This is a genomic window from Serratia grimesii NBRC 13537 (assembly GCF_001590905.1).
GTDB lineage: Bacteria > Pseudomonadota > Gammaproteobacteria > Enterobacterales > Enterobacteriaceae > Serratia > Serratia grimesii.
Window position 1 is genome coordinate 283769 of sequence record NZ_BCTT01000014.1, and the last position, 17891, is coordinate 301659.

The window sequence follows — 17891 nt, forward strand, 5'->3', positions numbered from 1 at the left end:
GATTAGGGCTGGCCAAGAAGGCGACTATGATAATTCAGGGTTGGGATGATGTCAGCGCTCGTTTGTTTATCAAGTAAACAAACGAGCGCCTAAAAGCAGGATTTATGCGCTGCGGCGCAGCAGTCCCTGCTTTTTCAGCCAAATCAGTAGAATTGAGATCGCCGCAGGGGTAATGCCAGAGATACGTGAAGCCTGGCCGATCGAGTTCGGCTTATGGTCATTCAGTTTGGCAATCACTTCATTCGACAGACCGGAAACTTGCTGATAATCGAGATCCAACGGCAGCACCGTGTTTTCATTGCGCTGTTGTTTTTCGATCTCTTCCTGCTGACGAGCAATGTAACCTTCGTATTTTACCTGGATCTCAACTTGCTCAGCCGCTTGGACATCAGCCAGCGGTGGTGCGAATGCCGCGACAGAGGTCAGTTGTGTGTAATCCATTTCTGGACGACGTAGCAGCTCTTCACCATTGGCTTCACGTGATAACGGTGCCTTTAGCAGTGCGTTGACCTGATCGACGTTCTCAGCATGCGGATGCATCCAAATATCGCGCAGGCGTTGGCGTTCTTGTTCGATACGCTCGAGTTTTTCGCTAAAGCGTGCCCAACGGGTATCGTCAACCAAGCCCAGCTCGCGGCCCTTTTCGGTCAGACGAAGATCAGCATTGTCTTCACGTAACATCAGGCGATATTCGGCACGTGAAGTGAACATACGGTACGGTTCTTTGGTACCCAGTGTGCTGAGATCGTCCACCAAAACGCCAAGGTAAGCTTGATCGCGGCGTGGTGACCAACCTTCATCTTCGTTGGCATAACGACCAGCATTCAGACCTGCCAACAAACCTTGAGCAGCAGCCTCTTCATACCCGGTGGTACCGTTAATCTGGCCAGCGAAGAACAGACCCTGGATAAATTTGCTTTCCAGCGTAGGTTTCAGATCGCGTGGATCGAAGAAATCATACTCGATGGCATAGCCTGGTCGAATGATTCGGGCATTTTGCATCCCTTCCATCGAGCGGACGATCTGCATCTGTACGTCAAACGGCAAGCTGGTGGAAATGCCGTTTGGATAAATCTCATTGCTGGTCAGGCCTTCCGGCTCGAGGAAGATCTGGTGTGCGTTACGATCGGCAAAACGCATCACTTTGTCTTCGATCGACGGGCAGTAACGTGGACCGATCCCTTCGATGATCCCGGCATACATCGGGCTGCGATCGAGGTTATTGCGGATCACATCATGCGTTTTTTCGTTGGTATAGGTGATGTAGCACGCCATTTGTTCTGGGTGCTGTTCAGCATTGCCCATAAACGAGAATACGGGGATTGGGGTATCACCGTGTTGCGGTGCCAATACGCTGAAATCGATAGTCCGGGCATCGATACGTGGAGGTGTGCCAGTTTTCAGACGATTAACACGCAAAGGTAATTCGCGCAGACGTTGTGACAATGAGATCGACGGAGGATCGCCGGCCCGACCACCGCTGTAGTTTTCCAGGCCAATGTGGATCTTGCCGTCCAGGAAGGTCCCTACGGTCAGTACCACCGCTTTGGCGCGGAATTTCAGCCCCATTTGGGTTACAGCACCGACAATGCGATCGTTTTCCACAATCAGATCTTCAACGGGCTGCTGGAAGATCATCAGGTTTGGTTGGTTTTCCAGGGCAGTGCGTACCGCTTGGCGATAGAGCACACGGTCTGCCTGAGCACGAGTAGCTCGTACTGCAGGGCCTTTGCTGGCGTTTAGTATCCTAAACTGGATGCCTGCATGATCGATCGCCGTTGCCATTAGGCCGCCAAGTGCATCAATTTCCTTAACCAGATGCCCCTTACCAATACCGCCAATCGCCGGGTTGCAAGACATTTGCCCCAGCGTATCGATATTGTGAGTCAGTAATAAAGTCTGACGTCCCATACGTGCCGCAGCCATAGCGGCTTCGGTACCGGCATGGCCACCACCGATGATGATGACGTCAAATTGCTCTGGATAAAACATGGAACTGCACCTCGTCGTATTGCGAACGATCGTTGTTTGCCCTGGGATGGAGGATTCTACTCAAGTTTAGTCGATCGACCAAGTGGTCAGGATCCTTGAGTAATTAAAAGAAGATCTTTTTATTTAAAGATCTCTTTATTAGATCTCTTATTAGGATCGCGATCTTCTGTGGATAAGTGGTTATTCGTGATTGAGATCAGCAAATTAAGGAGGATCGTTAGCTGTGAATGATCGGTGATCCTATTGCTTATAAGCTGGGATCTAAATGGCATGTTATGCACAGGACAAAAAGCGACCTACGGTTTTTATTGGGATAACTACTGGTTTTACCCTGCTTTTAAGCTTAGTTATCCACAATCGTTCGGGTGATCTTTGAACAAATTAGAGTAAATTAATCCAATTTTTCACCCATTCCTCTGCTGGATCCTCAGGAATTTCGTGTTCAGTCACGTCGATCTCAAGCCGATCACCGATCCTTTTCGCACCACGAGCGATCAGAAGATCGTCGATCCGTTGGATCGCACCACAGAAAGTATCGTATTCAGAGCTACCCAAACCGACCGCACCGAACTGCACCTGGGATAAGTCAGGAAGCTGTTCTTCTATTTGTTCCAGCAGCGGTTGCAGGTTATCCGGTAAATCACCAGCGCCGTGGGTAGAAGACACCACCAGCCAACGCCCGGACAGGGTCAGTTCATCTAATTCAGGGCCATGCAGAGTCTCAGTCGTAAAACCCGCCGCTTCCAGCTTTTCAGCCAGGTGCTCGGCTACGTATTCAGCACTACCAAGGGTACTGCCACTGATCAGAGTAATGTCTGCCATGAAATGAATGATCCCAACCTTCTCAAAGTGGCAGCATTGTACGCTGTGAATCGGCTGGGATCTACCTGTGGATAATATGGGTATAGTAAATAATTGGCTAAGGAGTGATGGTACGCATGATGGGGTTCTGCAGCGAGATCAGGGTTTCAGTAGACTGGATCTCATCAATCGTCTGAATCTTGTTGATAAGTACTTGTTGCAACGCATCTATCGAGCGGCACATTACCTTAATGAACACGCTGTAATGGCCGGTGGTGTAGTAAGCCTCGACCACTTCCTCCAGGCTTTCGAGTTTTTTCAGCGCGGAAGGATAGTCTTTAGCACTCTTTAATATAATGCCGATAAAACAACAGACGTCGTAACCCAATCGTTTGGGATTTACGTCTACCCGTGCACCGGTGATGATGCCGGCTTGTTTCATTTTTTCTACCCGCACATGAATAGTGCCTGGGCTGACGGCAAAATTCTTCGCCAGTTCGGCATAGGGCGTGCGCGCGTTCTCCATCAAGGCATTAAGGATGCCGCGATCGAGATTATCGATCTGATAATTTTCAGCCATTTAATCCCCCACTAATTGCTGATTATTGAATTATTACCGTATCAAAATGAATGATTAAAAGTGAAAAGGCAATATTGATTAGCGGATATTGAATTGTCGTGCTGTTCTGTTGCTTAATCAGTGGCAACAGAGACAGATTTATAAGAGATGCGGCAATGAAAAAACAGTTTATCCAAAAACAACAACAAATCAGCCTGGTTAAATCCTTCTTCTCTCGCCAATTAGAACAGCAGCTGGGTTTGATCGAAGTGCAAGCACCGATCCTCAGCCGCTTGGGTGATGGTACTCAGGATAACCTGTCTGGCAGCGAGAAAGCCGTGCAGGTAAAGGTAAAAACATTGCCGGATGCGACCTTTGAAGTGGTGCATTCACTGGCCAAGTGGAAGCGTAAAACGCTAGGTAGCTACGACTTCGGTGCCGGTGAGGGCCTGTATACCCATATGAAAGCGCTGCGCCCAGATGAAGATCGTCTGAGTGCGATCCATTCAGTCTACGTTGATCAATGGGACTGGGAGCGGGTGATGGGCGATGGCGAACGTAGCCAGGATTACCTCGAAAACACCGTGCGCAGCATTTATGCGGCAATTAAAGCGACGGAAGATGAAGTCAGCCGCGAATATGGCTTAACGCCGTTCCTGCCAGAGCAAATCCATTTTGTGCACAGTGAAACCCTGCTGCAGCGTTACCCCGAATTGGATGCCAAGGGCCGTGAGCGAGCGATTGCCAAGGAGCTGGGTGCTGTATTCTTGATTGGTATCGGGGGCCAACTGTCGCACGGCAAATCACACGATGTGCGAGCACCGGATTATGATGACTGGACGACTCCAGCGGCTGATGGCCTGGCCGGTTTGAACGGTGATATTCTGGTATGGAACCCGGTTCTGCAGGACGCTTTTGAACTTTCATCCATGGGGATTCGTGTTGATGCCAGTGCACTGAAACGTCAGTTGGCGCAGACCGGTGATGAAGATCGCTTAGCACTGGAATGGCACCAATCACTGTTGCGTGGCGATATGCCACAAACCATCGGTGGTGGTATTGGTCAGTCGCGTCTGGTGATGTTGCTGCTGCAACTGTCTCATATCGGTCAGGTGCAGTGTGGTGTGTGGTCACCGCAAGTACGTGAGTCGGTCGACGGGCTGTTGTAACTCTCAGCGTCGCCAGCGGCGCATCAAACGGCTTTTTAACCCGGTATCAAAGCGCCAGATGTGATCGAAGATGCGCATGATGCCGGGTTTGCCGTAACTGGACATAGCCACTGCGTGAAAGCGCTGTTGGTGGCTCTGCTGTTGCTGTTTCACCTTCTTTATTACGTCTTCCGGCAACCGCTGGGCGATAAAATCCGAAATGATCACCGCATCGGCGTCAAACCAACCGCTTTCAGCCATTTTGCTCACCGTGGCATTCAGGCATGCTGCCAGATCGGTGCCGCCGCGAAAGTGTTGACCGAGAAAACGCACCGCCTGCTCAATCCCGCTGGCAGCCGTGAGTTCGTAATGTACGATTTGATTGGCGAATAACATGATATAGCAGCGGCGGTTATCTGCTAACGCAATGCGTAGCAACGCCAGACAGAAGGCTTTAGCGCACTGTTCATTAAACCCCCCCATCGAACCTGAGGTATCCACGCAGACAATAAACGGCCCGCGAGGTTGTTGATCCTGCTGCTGGTGAGTGACCTGACGAATATGGATCTGTTCCTGCCAGGCATCACCCTGCAGGCGATAACTCAATAGCCGTTTTTCCAGCAGGCGGCGGTAAAATTCAAACTCCAGCTCTTCAATGCCCAGCGTAACCAACTCGGGCGGCAGCAGGCGTAGAATGTCGTCGCTTTGGTGAATGCCACTGACTTCTTCTGGCAGGGTGGCGGGTACTTGCACCATTACACGGAACGGCTCCGGCAACGCGTCCTGCTGTTGCACCGCCTTGGCCTGATAGCTGCGCCCAAGCTGCTGTGCCAGTTTTTTCAGTTCCGGTTGCTGCTGCAAGAAATTGCCGTATTCCACCAGCCGTTGATAGTCACCCCGCTGCAGATGGCCTTTACTCATATCCCACAGTCGCCCGGCAGCGGTGTCGTTTTCCGACAGCAGTGGCTCCAGTGCACCACTCAGCGCCAAGCGTTCCTGCAGTTCGGCCATCAGTTGTTCACGTTCTTGTTCCAGCAACTGATGATGCATCATCGTGGCCTGCAGCGTCAGGCTGATACGCCAGCGCTGTAGAAACAGGGTTTGGAAGCTGTCGTCCAGCGGATGATTAGGCAGGTCTGCTGCATCCACCAGCGTGCGGGCTTGCTCATAAAAAGGGGAAACCAGTTGGCGTAGCAAGTCCAGGGTGTCATTAAGGTTATGGAAGAACTGGGTGTTATTTTCTAATTGGCACTGTTGGTAGCGATAAAATTCCTGCGCCAGCGCGGGCGGTACCATGGCCTCATGTAGGCGTTCTTTCAGTTGCAGCTTCCAGCGCGGCAGGTCGTTATCCAATGCTCGACGTATCGCTGGAAACTTCTTGAAGAAAACCGTCAACTGCGGTGCTGCCAGCATGCCAATGATCATCTCCTCGATCAGCTCACCTTCGGTGATCGCTAACAGCAGATCGAGTGTTTCCAGACTGAGCATGCTTACTGGCCGCGCATCTGCTGGTGCTGCTGTTTTATTTGTTCTGCCACCTGCAACAGGCTGGCTTCAATTTTTGCCAGCCCAGAGGCAGGGGTAAACAGGCAGGGCTGATGTTGACTGAACAATCGACGTTGTTCTGTCAGGCGTTGTGCCAGTGCGTCCATTTCATCCAGCATCGCCTGGGGTGTTCCGCCGGTTTGTATGCCGGGTAGGGCCAACAGTGATGGCTGACGGCTAACGTCCAGCACCGTTAGATGCAGTTGTTCGTCAACTTCCAGATCAATCTGTTGTGCAAAGCCAATGCCATTCAGCTTAGCGCGCACGTCGCCGCCCTTTTGCAGCCAGTTTTCCAGAACGCTGTTTTCAATACTCAGATGGTTAACCTGAATATCATGCAGTTGTAGTGGTTTTTGCAGTAACAAGGTCAGAGCGCCAGTTCCAAGCGGTGTTGCCAAGGCATACTGCGGTTTCCTGCTGAACATACCGCCTTTTTTTACTAAGGCGATCGCCTGACTGTCACTCTGCTGTTGCTGATGCTGCAACCAGCGGGTGTGGATCTGCTGTAGTTGAATCAATAATGTCTGCTGTTGGTAGGCAGACTCAGTCAGCAACTGGTCAATTTGCTGTTGCAGCAGCTTCAATGAGGTGAGGTCATGCCACAGGCAGTCTTTCAATAGCATCAAATCTAGCGGGGCTACGGCATCGCGGCCGCTGAAGAAAGCACAGGCCTGTAACAGCCGCAGTGCTTTTTTCCAACGACGATCGGAGACATAAGGAGCATGATCTAACGCATCCAGCCGTTGGCGCAGTTGGAATATCAACTCAAAACATGTTTCTGGCAGCTTGATTTTGTCTATCTGCGGTTGCCATTGATGATACTCCTCGTCACTGATGCTCAGAGCTTCCGGTACCGGATTTTCATTCTCGTTTTGACGACTGACCAGCAGTGAGCGGAAATTCTGTTTGTCCTGCACTTTATCCAGCCACAGACGTATCAGCATACGGTCGTACAGGGCTTCCAGGCTGTTGTCGGCTTCCGGCAGTTCGTTAGAGGCTGTGACCAGCAATCTCAATGGGATCGGCTCTTCCGTGTTGCCGTTACGGAAACGACGTTCGTTGATTGCCGTTAGCAAAGTATTGAGGATCGCCGGGCCCGCTTTCCAAATCTCATCCAGAAACACGATTTCCGCCTCGGGCAGATAGCCGGCTGTCAGACGTTGATAGCGGCCTTCATCTTTTAATGCCTGAATAGACAATGGACCGAACACTTCTTCCGGCGTTGAGAAACGCGTCATCAGATATTCAAATGAGCGTGCGTTGCGAAAGGCAAATTTTAACCGGCGTGCGATCAGGCTCTTGGCGATACCTGGTGGGCCAAGCAGAAAAACGCTTTCACCGCTAAGCGCTGCCAGCAAACACAGGCGAATTGCTTCCTGTCGTTCATAAAGGCCGCTCTCAAGCGCGTTGCTGAGGCGGGATATCCGTTCTGCCAGAAGTGATGATGGCGCCATATTATTGCCGTGTTGTCCGAGAGTTAGCCAATCTTGGTGGATAATCCGATGATAAACCACCATTATTTTTAATGGTATAGCTTGTTGATTAGTAAAATCTTTCTATTATCAAAAGAGCGGCTGGTTCACATTTTGTTTATTTTTAGGGTCTGATATAAGAGTAGGCAAGCAGTATAAATCGTGCATACTGTGCGCCTTTTAGTGGGCGTAACGGATCTTAGAGCCCGTATCTCTGGCTGATGCGGATGCATCGCTAACGGATGTTCTAATAAAGAAACGAATTATGAGCACAGAGCATAAACAGTCCTTATCGGCGGTAACCCTTGCGGCAATTGGGGTCGTTTACGGTGATATCGGCACCAGTCCTCTCTATACTCTCAGAGAGTGTTTCTCCGGCCATTATGGCTTCGATGTCCGTCCAGACGTAGTTTTCGGCTTCCTGTCACTGATTTTCTGGATGTTGATCGTCATTGTTTCCCTGAAATACCTTACCTACGTCATGCGAGCGGATAACGCTGGTGAAGGCGGTATTCTGACGTTGATGTCATTGGCTGGGCGTCACACTTCGGCGCGTACCACTGCCATATTGGTGATTTTGGGCCTGATTGGTGGCAGCTTCTTCTATGGCGAGGTGGTAATCACTCCAGCGATATCGGTGATGTCGGCGATAGAAGGGCTGGAAATAGCCGCCCCGTCGCTTGATCCCTATATCGTTCCGCTGTCGATTCTGGTGCTAACGGTACTGTTTGCCATTCAGAAGCATGGCACAGGTAGCGTTGGTAAGCTGTTTGCTCCAGTGATGTTACTGTGGTTTATCGTACTGGCTGTGTTGGGTGCACGTAGCATCATGGCCAACCCGGAAGTGCTACAGGCGTTAAACCCGAAATGGGCGCTGAACTTCTTTATTGAATATAAGAAGGTTTCGTTCTTTGCACTGGGTGCGGTAGTGCTGTCGATCACCGGCGTCGAGGCGCTGTACGCCGACATGGGGCACTTTGGTAAATTCCCAATTCGCCTGGCCTGGTTCACCGTGGTATTGCCTTCACTGGTGCTGAACTATTTCGGCCAAGGTGCGCTACTGCTGAAAAATCCTGAGGCCATCAAGAATCCATTCTTCCTTTTAGCTCCTGACTGGGCGCTGATCCCGTTATTAATCCTGGCAACGTTGGCCACAGTTATCGCCTCTCAGGCGGTGATCTCCGGCGTGTTCTCTTTGACACGCCAGGCGGTACGTCTGGGCTATCTGTCACCGATGCGTATCATTCATACGTCGGAAATGGAGTCGGGCCAAATCTACATTCCGGTGATCAACTGGACGCTGTATATCGCGGTGGTACTGGTGATTGTCGGGTTTGAACATTCCAGTAATTTGGCCGCGGCATACGGCATCGCCGTGACTGGGACCATGGTGCTGACCAGTATTCTGGTGACCTCCGTGGCGATCAAAAACTGGCACTGGAACCGCTTCTTCGCGGTGGGCATTCTGGCCATCCTGCTGATTATTGATGTGCCAATGTTCTCTGCAAACGCCTTGAAACTGTTCTCCGGCGGTTGGCTGCCGCTGTTGCTGGCGCTGGTGATGTTCATCATCATGACGACCTGGAAAAGCGAACGCTTCCGCTTGCTGCGCCGCATGCATGAGCACGGTAATTCCCTCGAGGCGATGATCGCCTCATTGGAGAAATCACCGCCGGTGCGTGTGCCAGGGACGGCGGTCTTTATGTCGCGTGCCATCAACGTGATTCCTTTTGCCCTGTTGCATAACTTGAAACACAACAAGGTGCTGCATGAGCGAGTGGTGCTGTTGACGCTACGTACAGAGGATGCACCTTACGTGCATAATGTGCGTCGGGTGACCATCGAACAACTGTCACCGACCTTCTGGCGGGTGGTTGCCAGCTATGGCTGGCGTGAGACACCAAATGTTGAGGAAGTATTCCATCGTTGTGGGCTGGAAGGGCTACCATGCCGGATGACGGAAACCTCATTCTTTATGTCGCATGAGTCGTTAATCTTGACCAAGCGGCCGTGGTACCTGTTCCTGCGCGGCAAGCTGTTTATCGCGCTGAGCCGCAACGCGCTGCGTGCGCCGGACCAGTTTGAGATCCCGCCCAATAGGGTGATCGAACTGGGAACCCAGGTCGAGATTTAATCCCTCCTCAAGGGCTCAGCTATTGCTGGGCCCTTTCTGTTTATGTTCTCGGTAACACGAGCGAAACGTTTCGATAATGATCACATTTCTGCATTATCCCGGTTGCCTTCTACTGACGTTTTTTTAAACTCCAGACACAAGCGAAACGTTTCGCTGGTGGAGTGAGAAGAAAAAGATGAAAAAAGGCGTGCTGCTTAATGCTGATATTTCTGCCGTGGTTTCCCGTCTCGGCCACACCGATCAGATTGCTATCTGTGATGCGGGGTTGCCTATCCCGGCAGCAACGCAACGTATCGATCTGGCATTGACCCAGGGCGTACCGACGTTTTTGCAGGTGGTCGGGGTAGTGACGCAGGAGATGCAGGTAGAAAGCGCCATTCTGGCGGAAGAGATCATTAAGCAAAATCCGCAGCTCCATCACGCATTGTTGGCTCAACTGACTGAACTTGGCCACCATCAGGGAAATACCATCAGCGTGAGCTATATCAGTCACAGTGCCTTCAAAGCGCAAACTGAACATAGCCGGGCGGTGATCCGCAGTGGGGAATGTTCGCCGTACGCGAATGTGATCCTTTGTGCCGGCGTAACTTTCTGAGGCTTCTATGCAACCTTTACTGCAACTGAAAGGGATCGATAAAGCCTTTCCCGGCGTGAAGGCGCTTTCCGGCGCTGCGCTCAGCGTTTATCCCGGCAAGGTGATGGCGCTGGTGGGTGAAAACGGCGCGGGGAAATCTACCATGATGAAAGTGCTGACCGGCATTTATAACAAAGACGCCGGCAGTCAGTATTTTCTCGGTAAAGAGGTGGTCTTCAACGGGCCAAAGGATTCGCAGGAAGCGGGCATAGGGATTATCCATCAGGAGTTGAACTTAATCCCGCAGTTGACGATCGCGGAGAACATTTTCCTCGGGCGTGAGTTTGTTAACCGCATCGGCCGCATCGACTGGAAACGCATGTATGCCGAAGCCGATAAACTGTTGGCGCGATTGAACCTGAGTTACAGCAGCCACCGCTTGGTGGGCGAGCTGTCGATCGGTGATCAGCAGATGGTGGAAATCGCCAAAGTGCTGAGCTTCGAATCTAAAGTCATCATTATGGATGAGCCTACGGATGCGCTGACTGACACGGAAACCGCCTCTTTATTTAAGGTGATCAACGAGCTGAAAGCGGAAGGGCGCGGCATTGTTTATATTTCACACCGCTTGAAAGAGATCTTTGAAATTTGCGATGACGTTACCGTCTTTCGTGACGGGCAGTTCATCGCCGAACGACCGGTCAGCGAGCTGCAGGAAGATTCGCTGATAGAAATGATGGTGGGCCGCAAGCTGGAAGAGCAGTATCCACGACTGAATCAGCCGCGCGGTGAAAAACGGCTGGAAGTCAGCCAGGTTTCTGGCCCAGGCGTGCATGATGTCAGCTTTACCTTATACCGAGGTGAGATCCTCGGTGTTGCCGGGTTGATGGGGGCCGGGCGTACTGAGTTGATGAAAATTCTCTACGGTGCAGCGCCGCGTAAAGCCGGTACCGTCAGACTCGACGGGCATGAGGTGGTCACCCATTCTCCACAGGATGGTTTGGCAAACGGCATTGTGTATATCTCCGAAGACCGCAAGCGCGATGGCCTGGTGTTGGGAATGTCAGTGAAGGAAAACATGTCGCTGACGGCGCTGCGTTATTTCAGCCGCGTCGGCGGTAGCCTGAAACAGGCTGAAGAGCAACTGGCAGTGGGCGACTTCATCCGTTTGTTCAATATCAAAACGCCATCGATGGAGCAGCCTATTGGCCTGCTCTCCGGCGGCAATCAGCAGAAAGTGGCGATCGCCCGTGGCCTGATGACGCGGCCAAAGGTGCTGATCCTCGATGAGCCGACGCGCGGTGTCGATGTCGGCGCAAAAAAAGAAATCTATCAGTTAATCAACCAGTTTAAGCAGGAAGGGTTGAGCATCATTCTGGTGTCGTCGGAAATGCCGGAGGTGCTGGGCATGAGCGACCGCATTCTGGTGATGCACGAAGGACATCTCAGCGGCGAGTTCCCGATTGAACAGGCCACCCAGGAAGCGTTGATGGCTGCGGCTGTTGGCAAGCAATACGGCGTAAAGCAGGAGTAATCAGATATGAGTTCCCAGAGTGTGGCAAAACGCTGGTTCAGTAAAGAGTGGCTGTTAGAGCAAAAATCACTGATTGCTCTGCTGGTGTTGATCGCCGTGGTTTCTTCAATGAGCCCGAATTTCTTCACTGTAAACAACCTGTTCAATATTCTGCAGCAAACGTCGGTTAACGCCATTATGGCGGTAGGGATGACATTAGTGATCCTCACTTCCGGCATTGATTTGTCAGTGGGATCGTTGCTGGCATTGACTGGTGCAGTGGCGGCGTCGATCGTCGGTTTTGAAATTAACGCGGTGGTCGCCGTAGCGGCGGCATTGGCATTGGGGGCGGCAGTGGGCGCCTGTACCGGGGTGATCGTTGCCAAAGGCAAGGTTCAGGCATTTATTGCTACCCTGGTCATGATGCTGCTGTTGCGCGGGGTCACCATGGTGTACACCAACGGCAGTCCGGTGAATACCGGCTTTACCGACGTAGCAGATACTTTCGGCTGGTTCGGCATCGGCCGTCCATTGGGGGTTCCAACCCCGATCTGGATCATGGCGATCGTGTTTATCGCCGCTTGGTACATGCTGCACCATACCCGCTTGGGCCGCTATATTTATGCCCTGGGCGGTAACGAAGCGGCGACCCGCCTGTCGGGTATCAGCGTCGATAAAGTCAAAATTATCGTCTATTCACTTTGTGGTTTGCTGGCAGCGCTGGCGGGCGTGATCGAAGTGGCGCGCTTGTCTTCCGCACAACCAACCGCCGGTACTGGCTATGAGTTGGACGCCATTGCAGCAGTAGTGCTGGGTGGTACCAGCCTGGCAGGTGGCAAAGGTCGTATTGTCGGCACGCTGATTGGGGCGCTGATCCTTGGCTTCCTGAATAATGGTCTGAATTTATTGGGTGTTTCTTCCTACTACCAAATGATCGTGAAGGCAGTGGTGATACTGCTGGCGGTTCTGGTAGAGAACAAAAGCAACAAATAACCTCCCCCTACAGGAATCACGATGATGAAAATGAAAAAACTGGCAATTCTGGCTTCAGCCTTCGCGCTGAGCGCCACCCTGAGTGCTAACGCATTGGCTAAAGACACCATCGCGCTGGTGGTTTCTACCCTGAATAACCCATTCTTTGTCTCAATGAAAGAGGGCGCACAACAGGAAGCCAATAAGCTGGGTTACAACCTGGTGGTGCTGGATTCGCAAAACAACCCGGCGAAAGAACTGGCGAACGTGCAGGATCTGATGGTGCAGGCACCTAAGTTGCTGTTGATCAACCCAACGGATTCGGATGCCGTTGGTAATGCTATCAAGATGGCCAACCAGGCCAAGATCCCGGTCATCACACTGGACCGTGTGGCGAGCAAGGGTGATGTTGTCAGCCATATCGCGTCTGATAACCGTGTCGGCGGTAAAATGGCCGGTGATTTTATTGCCAAAAAAGTCGGTGCAGACGCTAAAGTGATCCAACTGGAAGGGATTGCCGGTACTTCCGCTGCTCGTGAACGCGGCGAAGGGTTTAAACAGTCTCTGGATCAGAACAAATTCAAACTGTTGGCTAGCCAGCCTGCAGATTTCGACCGTACCAAAGGTTTGAACGTGATGCAGAACTTGCTGACGGCTCACCCAGACGTGCAGGCCGTGTTTGCACAGAATGATGAAATGGCACTGGGTGCATTGCGTGCGTTGCAAACCGCCGGTAAAACCGATGTGGTCGTGGTAGGCTTCGACGGCACTGCCGATGGCGTAAAAGCGGTTGAAGGTGGCAAACTGGCGGCAACTGTGGCGCAGCGCCCAGATCAGATCGGTGTGATCGGTGTGGAAACTGCCGATAAAGTGCTGAAGGGCGAGAAAGTACCGGCCACCATCCCGGTAGATTTGAAACTGGTCACCAAATAAGTCACACCCGCGCCATCTTATGATGGCGCGCAATTCAGGAATCAATGCGATGGAAACAGGTAAGCTGGTGGTTCTGGGCAGCATTAATGCCGATCATATCCTTAATATTGAGCACTTCCCTCAGCCGGGTGAAACGGTGATCGGGAAACAGTATAAGGTGGCGTTCGGTGGCAAGGGCGCTAACCAGGCGGTGGCAGCCGGACGCAGCGGGGCGGATATCGCCTTCATCGCTTGTGTGGGGGCTGACGATATTGGCGAACGCATCCGCAAACAGCTGGCGACCGATCGCATTGATACCCAACCGATTGAGGCTATCACCGACAGCACCACCGGTGTGGCGCTGATTTTCGTCAACGGCGAAGGCGAGAACGTGATCGGCATTGATGCTGGCGCTAATGCCGCAGTGACGCCAGACTATCTGGCGCGCTATCAGCAAAAGGTTGTGGATGCCGATGCGCTGCTGATGCAGCTGGAGTCACCGTTAGAAACGGTCATCGCTGCCGCTCATCTGGCGAAACAGCATCAAACTCAAGTGATTCTCAATCCTGCACCCGCACGTGAATTGCCGGACGAGCTGCTGGCAATGATCGATATGATTACACCAAACGAAACAGAAGCCCACCGCCTGACCGGTATTGCGGTCAACAACGACGATGATGCTGCGCGAGCAGCTCAGGCTTTGCATGATAAAGGCATTGCCACGGTGATCATCACCCTCGGTAGCCGTGGTGTCTGGCTGAGTGAGAATGGCCGCGGCAAATTGGTACCCGGTTTCAAGGTGAAAGCGGTAGACACCATCGCTGCCGGTGACACGTTCAATGGCGCATTGGTTACGGCGTTATTGGAAGGAAAAATGATGGCTGATGCGGTGCGCTTTGCTCATGCAGCGGCGGCTATTGCTGTGACCCGGCCGGGTGCGCAGCCTTCCGTCCCTTGGCGTGAAGAGATTGATGCCTTTTTGCAGCAGCAGGAGTAATCCCTTTGGCCACCATGAAAGATGTCGCCCGCCTGGCGGGTGTTTCAACCTCGACGGTTTCGCACGTTATTAATAACAATCGCTTTGTCAGCGATAGCGTGCGAGCTAAAGTCATGGCGGCCGTTGAACAATTGAACTATGCGCCTTCTGCACTGGCGCGTAGTCTCAAACTGAATCAGACGCGCACCATCGGCATGTTGGTCACCTCCAGTAATAACCCCTTCTATGCAGAGGTCGTTCGCGGCGTTGAGCGTAGCTGCTATGAGCGCGGTTATAGCTTGATCTTGTGCAATACCGAAGAAGATGCCGCACGTATGAATCGCAACATGGAGACTCTGTTGCAAAAACGCGTCGATGGTTTGCTATTAATGTGCACCGAGAACCACCGTCCATCACAAGATGCACTGAGCCGTTATCCCTCACTCCCTATAGTAATGATGGATTGGGCCCCGTTCGAAGGGGCTAACGATATCATCCAGGATAACTCGCTGCTGGGCGGAGAGATGGCGACCGATCACCTGATCGCCCGTGGGTATCGCAAGATTGCCTGTATCGCTGGGCCACAGGATAAAACCACGGCACGCCATCGGTTAGAAGGCTATCGCCGGGCGATGCAGCGCGCCGGGTTGGCTATCCTGCCGGGATATGAAGTGCACTGTGATTTTGAATTTGAAGGCGGCGTTGATGCCATGAAACAACTGCTGGCGTTGGCTGAACCCCCGCATGCGGTTTTCGCCGGTAATGATGCCGTCGCGGTGGGTGCCTATCAGGCGTTGTACCAGGCCGGGTTATCGGTACCGCAGGACATGGCAGTGATGGGTTACGATGATATTGAACTAGCCAAATACCTGGCTCCGCCACTAAGTACTATTCACCAGCCGAAAGATTCGCTGGGGGAGCTGGCGATCGATGCCCTGATCAACCGCCTGCAAAACCCGGAACGTGACGCTCAGGTTCTGGTATTGACACCAGAGCTGGTGGAGCGCGCCTCGGTGGGTTGGCGTTAACCTGCGGCCTTTGCCGGTTTTTTTGGGTCTTGGCCACTGATCAGATTACGGCCGTCCTTTCTTCTTAATAATAGAAACACAAACGCCGACGCTACGGTGACAATACCCATGGTAATAAAGGTGTAGTGGAAGTGATCAACCATGGTGCCGAGTGACATCGTCTGGTAGAAACGCAGCACCGCCGCGCTGATCGCCACGCCGAAGCTGATGGATAACTGTTGAGTGACGGCCAGCACACTGTTGCCGGAGCTGGCATTGCTGTCATTCAAGTCAGCCAGGCTGATGGTATTCATGGCGGTGAATTGCGTAGACATTGCCATTCCCAGCACAAACAGCGGCAGGATCATCAACCACAGTGGCATGCCTGGGCTTTGCAGTGCGAACTGAGCTATCAGTACGCCAATAATGATGGTGATGCCAACCAATGTTTTGCGATAGCCAAACCAGCGCAGCACTTGAGTGACGGTGGATTTCGCCATCAACGATCCGACGGCGGTCGGTGCCATCATGCAACCAGCAATAATCGCTGAGTAACCGAAACCGACTTGCAGCATCAATGGCATCAGAAACGGCACGCAGCCGGTGCCAAGGCGTGAGGCAACATTTCCGGCAATGCCTACTGAAAAGGTCCGGGTCTGGAATAAATCCAAACCAATGAGCGGTTGGGGGTGTCTGCGAGCATGGGCGATATAACCGAACAGCATCACCACGCCGCTGAGCAGAATCCCCAGAGAGATATAGCTGGCCAGCACCTGTTCACCAAACAGTTCAAGCCCGGTGGAAACCAGCACCAAGCTCAAACCAAATAACATAAAGCCAATGAAGTCGAAGCGACGTTTTGGGGTAGTAAAATCCGGCATGTATTTACGTGCATAGAAGATGCCGAGCAGGCCAATCGGGATATTGATAAGGAAAATCCAGTGCCAGGTGGCATAGGTTACCAGCCAACCGCCTAGCATCGGGCCCATGATCGGCCCAACCAACCCTGGCATGGTCACGAAGTTCAACACTGGTAACAGTTCGCTTCGCGGATAGGCACGTAGCAGTGCCAAGCGCGCCACAGGCATCATCATTGCACCGCCGACACCCTGAATGACACGTGACGTCACCAGAACACTTAGCGTCGGGGAAAGAGCGCACAGCAGAGAACCGAGAGTAAACAGCGAAACCGCGATGATAAACACTCGGCGGGTGCCGAAGCGATCCGCCAGCCAGCCGCTGACCGGGATCAGCATGGCGACCGTCAAGGTATAGCTGATCACGGCTGACTGCATTGCCAACGGAGAGCGCTCCAGACTTTGAGCTATTGCCGGCAACGCGGTATTGAGGATGGTGGCGTCCAGCGCCTGCATAAAGAACGCCATTGCGGCGATCCAAGGTAGCCCTGCCATACTGCGCGCGGATTTAGTCATTATGAGTCCTGGTTAACTGCCGTATTCGTCCCTTTCATCTTTCTTCTATATATAAGTAGGGAGTGAGTTAGTCTTTTTCTCTGAGCAAAATTTGGCAGGCGGCTAATGCCTCTGCGCTGTCACCGGCAAGTATTGCATCGACGATGGCCTGATGGTGCTGAAGCTTAATCACTTCGTTACCGGTAATGGCACGGAAGTAACTTTGATACACCGAACTGAACAGATTTGCGAATGAAGTTAGGAACGGATTGCCGCTGGCCTCATAGATGAGCTGGTGGAACTGAGTATCAACCTGAATCCAGTGTTCACGATCGAACTGGATATGCAGTGCCCGCATCTCCGCCATCAGTTCAGCCAGCCGTGCGGTTTGCTGTGTGCTGGCATTGGCCGCCGCCAGTGAGCAGGCCTGAGGTTCCAAAGAAGTGCGTAAGATAAGGAAGTGCTGCATCACCTGATCGAAGTTCTCTTTGGTCATCCACCAGGTCAGTAAATCCTGATCGAGGAAGTTCCATTGGCTTTGTGGCATCACACGGGTGCCGATGCGTGGGCGAGGTAATAGCATTCCTTTGGCTGCCAACATCTTCACAGCTTCGCGTACCGCCGTGCGGCTAACGCCGAATTGTTCACCCAGCTCCATCTCCCCGGGCAGGATACTACCGGCCTGATAATCGCCTGCCAGAATTTGTTGGCCGAGTTTTTCTGCAAGTAGATAAGAAAGATTGCGTTGGGCGGCCTGTTGTTGAGCATTAAATTGCATGGCTGCGAGTCCTTACTGACATTGTTACTCTTATTTTACTCTACGGATCGCCAGCTTTTATGGCTGTTTACTGTAAAAAGTGACGAAAACGCTGGC

At 52.3% G+C, this 17891-nt stretch carries 15 protein-coding genes; 8 read left to right on the plus strand and 7 right to left on the minus strand.

The window, feature by feature from the left end:
• Window positions 1–102: 102 nt before the first annotated feature.
• The 3 genes from mnmG to asnC form a co-directional block, all read right to left on the minus strand.
• Window positions 103–1992 (minus strand): tRNA uridine-5-carboxymethylaminomethyl(34) synthesis enzyme MnmG, encoded by a 1890-nt coding sequence (mnmG, locus tag SGR01S_RS18630; protein WP_061808248.1) that lies wholly within the window; start codon window positions 1990–1992, stop codon window positions 103–105.
• Window positions 1993–2373: 381 nt separating this feature from the next.
• Complete coding sequence (gene mioC / locus SGR01S_RS18635; protein WP_012147574.1) at window positions 2374–2814, minus strand: FMN-binding protein MioC; 441 nt, start codon at window positions 2812–2814, stop codon at window positions 2374–2376.
• A 97-nt stretch (window positions 2815–2911) separates the two neighbouring features.
• Entirely contained in the window at window positions 2912–3373 is a 462-nt protein-coding gene (gene asnC, locus SGR01S_RS18640) for a transcriptional regulator AsnC (protein WP_004950461.1), read from the minus strand.
• Window positions 3374–3528: 155 nt separating this feature from the next.
• Between asnC and asnA the strand changes: the two genes are divergently transcribed.
• Window positions 3529–4521, plus strand: coding sequence for an aspartate--ammonia ligase (gene asnA / locus SGR01S_RS18645; protein WP_061808249.1), 993 nt, complete (start codon window positions 3529–3531; stop codon window positions 4519–4521).
• A 3-nt stretch (window positions 4522–4524) separates the two neighbouring features.
• Here the strand turns inward: asnA and viaA are convergent, their stop codons facing one another.
• Complete coding sequence (viaA, locus tag SGR01S_RS18650; RefSeq protein WP_037421264.1) at window positions 4525–5988, minus strand: ATPase RavA stimulator ViaA; 1464 nt, start codon at window positions 5986–5988, stop codon at window positions 4525–4527.
• Between the two features lie 2 nt (window positions 5989–5990).
• Entirely contained in the window at window positions 5991–7499 is a 1509-nt protein-coding gene (ravA, locus tag SGR01S_RS18655) for an ATPase RavA (protein WP_115185193.1), read from the minus strand.
• Window positions 7500–7782: 283 nt separating this feature from the next.
• Between ravA and kup the strand changes: the two genes are divergently transcribed.
• From kup to rbsR, 7 genes are all read left to right on the plus strand, one after another.
• The gene (kup, locus tag SGR01S_RS18660; RefSeq protein WP_037421271.1) at window positions 7783–9651 is read left to right on the plus strand and encodes a low affinity potassium transporter Kup; all 1869 of its coding nucleotides are present in this window, start codon (window positions 7783–7785) and stop codon (window positions 9649–9651) included.
• 175 nt (window positions 9652–9826) lie between these two features.
• On the plus strand, window positions 9827–10246 hold the full coding sequence (rbsD, locus tag SGR01S_RS18665; protein ID WP_061808250.1) for a D-ribose pyranase: 420 nt from the start codon (window positions 9827–9829) through the stop codon (window positions 10244–10246).
• A 7-nt stretch (window positions 10247–10253) separates the two neighbouring features.
• The gene (rbsA, locus tag SGR01S_RS18670; protein WP_037421277.1) at window positions 10254–11759 is read left to right on the plus strand and encodes a ribose ABC transporter ATP-binding protein RbsA; all 1506 of its coding nucleotides are present in this window, start codon (window positions 10254–10256) and stop codon (window positions 11757–11759) included.
• A 6-nt stretch (window positions 11760–11765) separates the two neighbouring features.
• Window positions 11766–12731 carry a ribose ABC transporter permease gene (gene rbsC, locus SGR01S_RS18675; protein ID WP_037421280.1) on the plus strand — a complete coding sequence of 322 codons (966 nt, stop codon included), beginning with the start codon at window positions 11766–11768 and terminating at the stop codon, window positions 12729–12731.
• A gap of 24 nt (window positions 12732–12755) precedes the next feature.
• Window positions 12756–13643, plus strand: coding sequence for a ribose ABC transporter substrate-binding protein RbsB (rbsB, locus tag SGR01S_RS18680; RefSeq protein WP_037421308.1), 888 nt, complete (start codon window positions 12756–12758; stop codon window positions 13641–13643).
• Window positions 13644–13692: 49 nt separating this feature from the next.
• Entirely contained in the window at window positions 13693–14619 is a 927-nt protein-coding gene (rbsK, locus tag SGR01S_RS18685; RefSeq protein ID WP_061808251.1) for a ribokinase, read from the plus strand.
• A gap of 5 nt (window positions 14620–14624) precedes the next feature.
• Window positions 14625–15626 carry a ribose operon transcriptional repressor RbsR gene (gene rbsR / locus SGR01S_RS18690; RefSeq protein ID WP_037421286.1) on the plus strand — a complete coding sequence of 334 codons (1002 nt, stop codon included), beginning with the start codon at window positions 14625–14627 and terminating at the stop codon, window positions 15624–15626.
• On the opposite strand, the gene mdtD is transcribed toward rbsR, so the two are convergent.
• On the minus strand, window positions 15623–17038 hold the full coding sequence (gene mdtD / locus SGR01S_RS18695; protein ID WP_037421289.1) for a multidrug transporter subunit MdtD: 1416 nt from the start codon (window positions 17036–17038) through the stop codon (window positions 15623–15625). The two genes, rbsR and mdtD, sit on opposite strands and share 4 nt — an antisense overlap.
• Window positions 17039–17105: 67 nt before the next feature.
• Entirely contained in the window at window positions 17106–17795 is a 690-nt protein-coding gene (locus SGR01S_RS18700) for a FadR/GntR family transcriptional regulator (RefSeq protein ID WP_061808252.1), read from the minus strand.
• Between the last annotated feature and the right edge of the window lie 96 nt (window positions 17796–17891).

Bases quoted from the DNA above. Each gene is read 5' to 3' on its own strand.
- mnmG (WP_061808248.1), bottom strand. From the start codon at position 1,992: ATGTTTTATCCAGAGCAATTTGACGTCATCATCATCGGTGGTGGCCAT.
- mioC (WP_012147574.1), bottom strand. From the start codon at position 2,814: ATGGCAGACATTACTCTGATCAGTGGCAGTACCCTTGGTAGTGCTGAA.
- asnC (WP_004950461.1), bottom strand. From the start codon at position 3,373: ATGGCTGAAAATTATCAGATCGATAATCTCGATCGCGGCATCCTTAAT.
- asnA (WP_061808249.1), top strand. From the start codon at position 3,529: ATGAAAAAACAGTTTATCCAAAAACAACAACAAATCAGCCTGGTTAAA.
- viaA (WP_037421264.1), bottom strand. From the start codon at position 5,988: ATGCTCAGTCTGGAAACACTCGATCTGCTGTTAGCGATCACCGAAGGT.
- ravA (WP_115185193.1), bottom strand. From the start codon at position 7,499: ATGGCGCCATCATCACTTCTGGCAGAACGGATATCCCGCCTCAGCAAC.
- kup (WP_037421271.1), top strand. From the start codon at position 7,783: ATGAGCACAGAGCATAAACAGTCCTTATCGGCGGTAACCCTTGCGGCA.
- rbsD (WP_061808250.1), top strand. From the start codon at position 9,827: ATGAAAAAAGGCGTGCTGCTTAATGCTGATATTTCTGCCGTGGTTTCC.
- rbsA (WP_037421277.1), top strand. From the start codon at position 10,254: ATGCAACCTTTACTGCAACTGAAAGGGATCGATAAAGCCTTTCCCGGC.
- rbsC (WP_037421280.1), top strand. From the start codon at position 11,766: ATGAGTTCCCAGAGTGTGGCAAAACGCTGGTTCAGTAAAGAGTGGCTG.
- rbsB (WP_037421308.1), top strand. From the start codon at position 12,756: ATGAAAATGAAAAAACTGGCAATTCTGGCTTCAGCCTTCGCGCTGAGC.
- rbsK (WP_061808251.1), top strand. From the start codon at position 13,693: ATGGAAACAGGTAAGCTGGTGGTTCTGGGCAGCATTAATGCCGATCAT.
- mdtD (WP_037421289.1), bottom strand. From the start codon at position 17,038: ATGACTAAATCCGCGCGCAGTATGGCAGGGCTACCTTGGATCGCCGCA.
- SGR01S_RS18700 (WP_061808252.1), bottom strand. From the start codon at position 17,795: ATGCAATTTAATGCTCAACAACAGGCCGCCCAACGCAATCTTTCTTAT.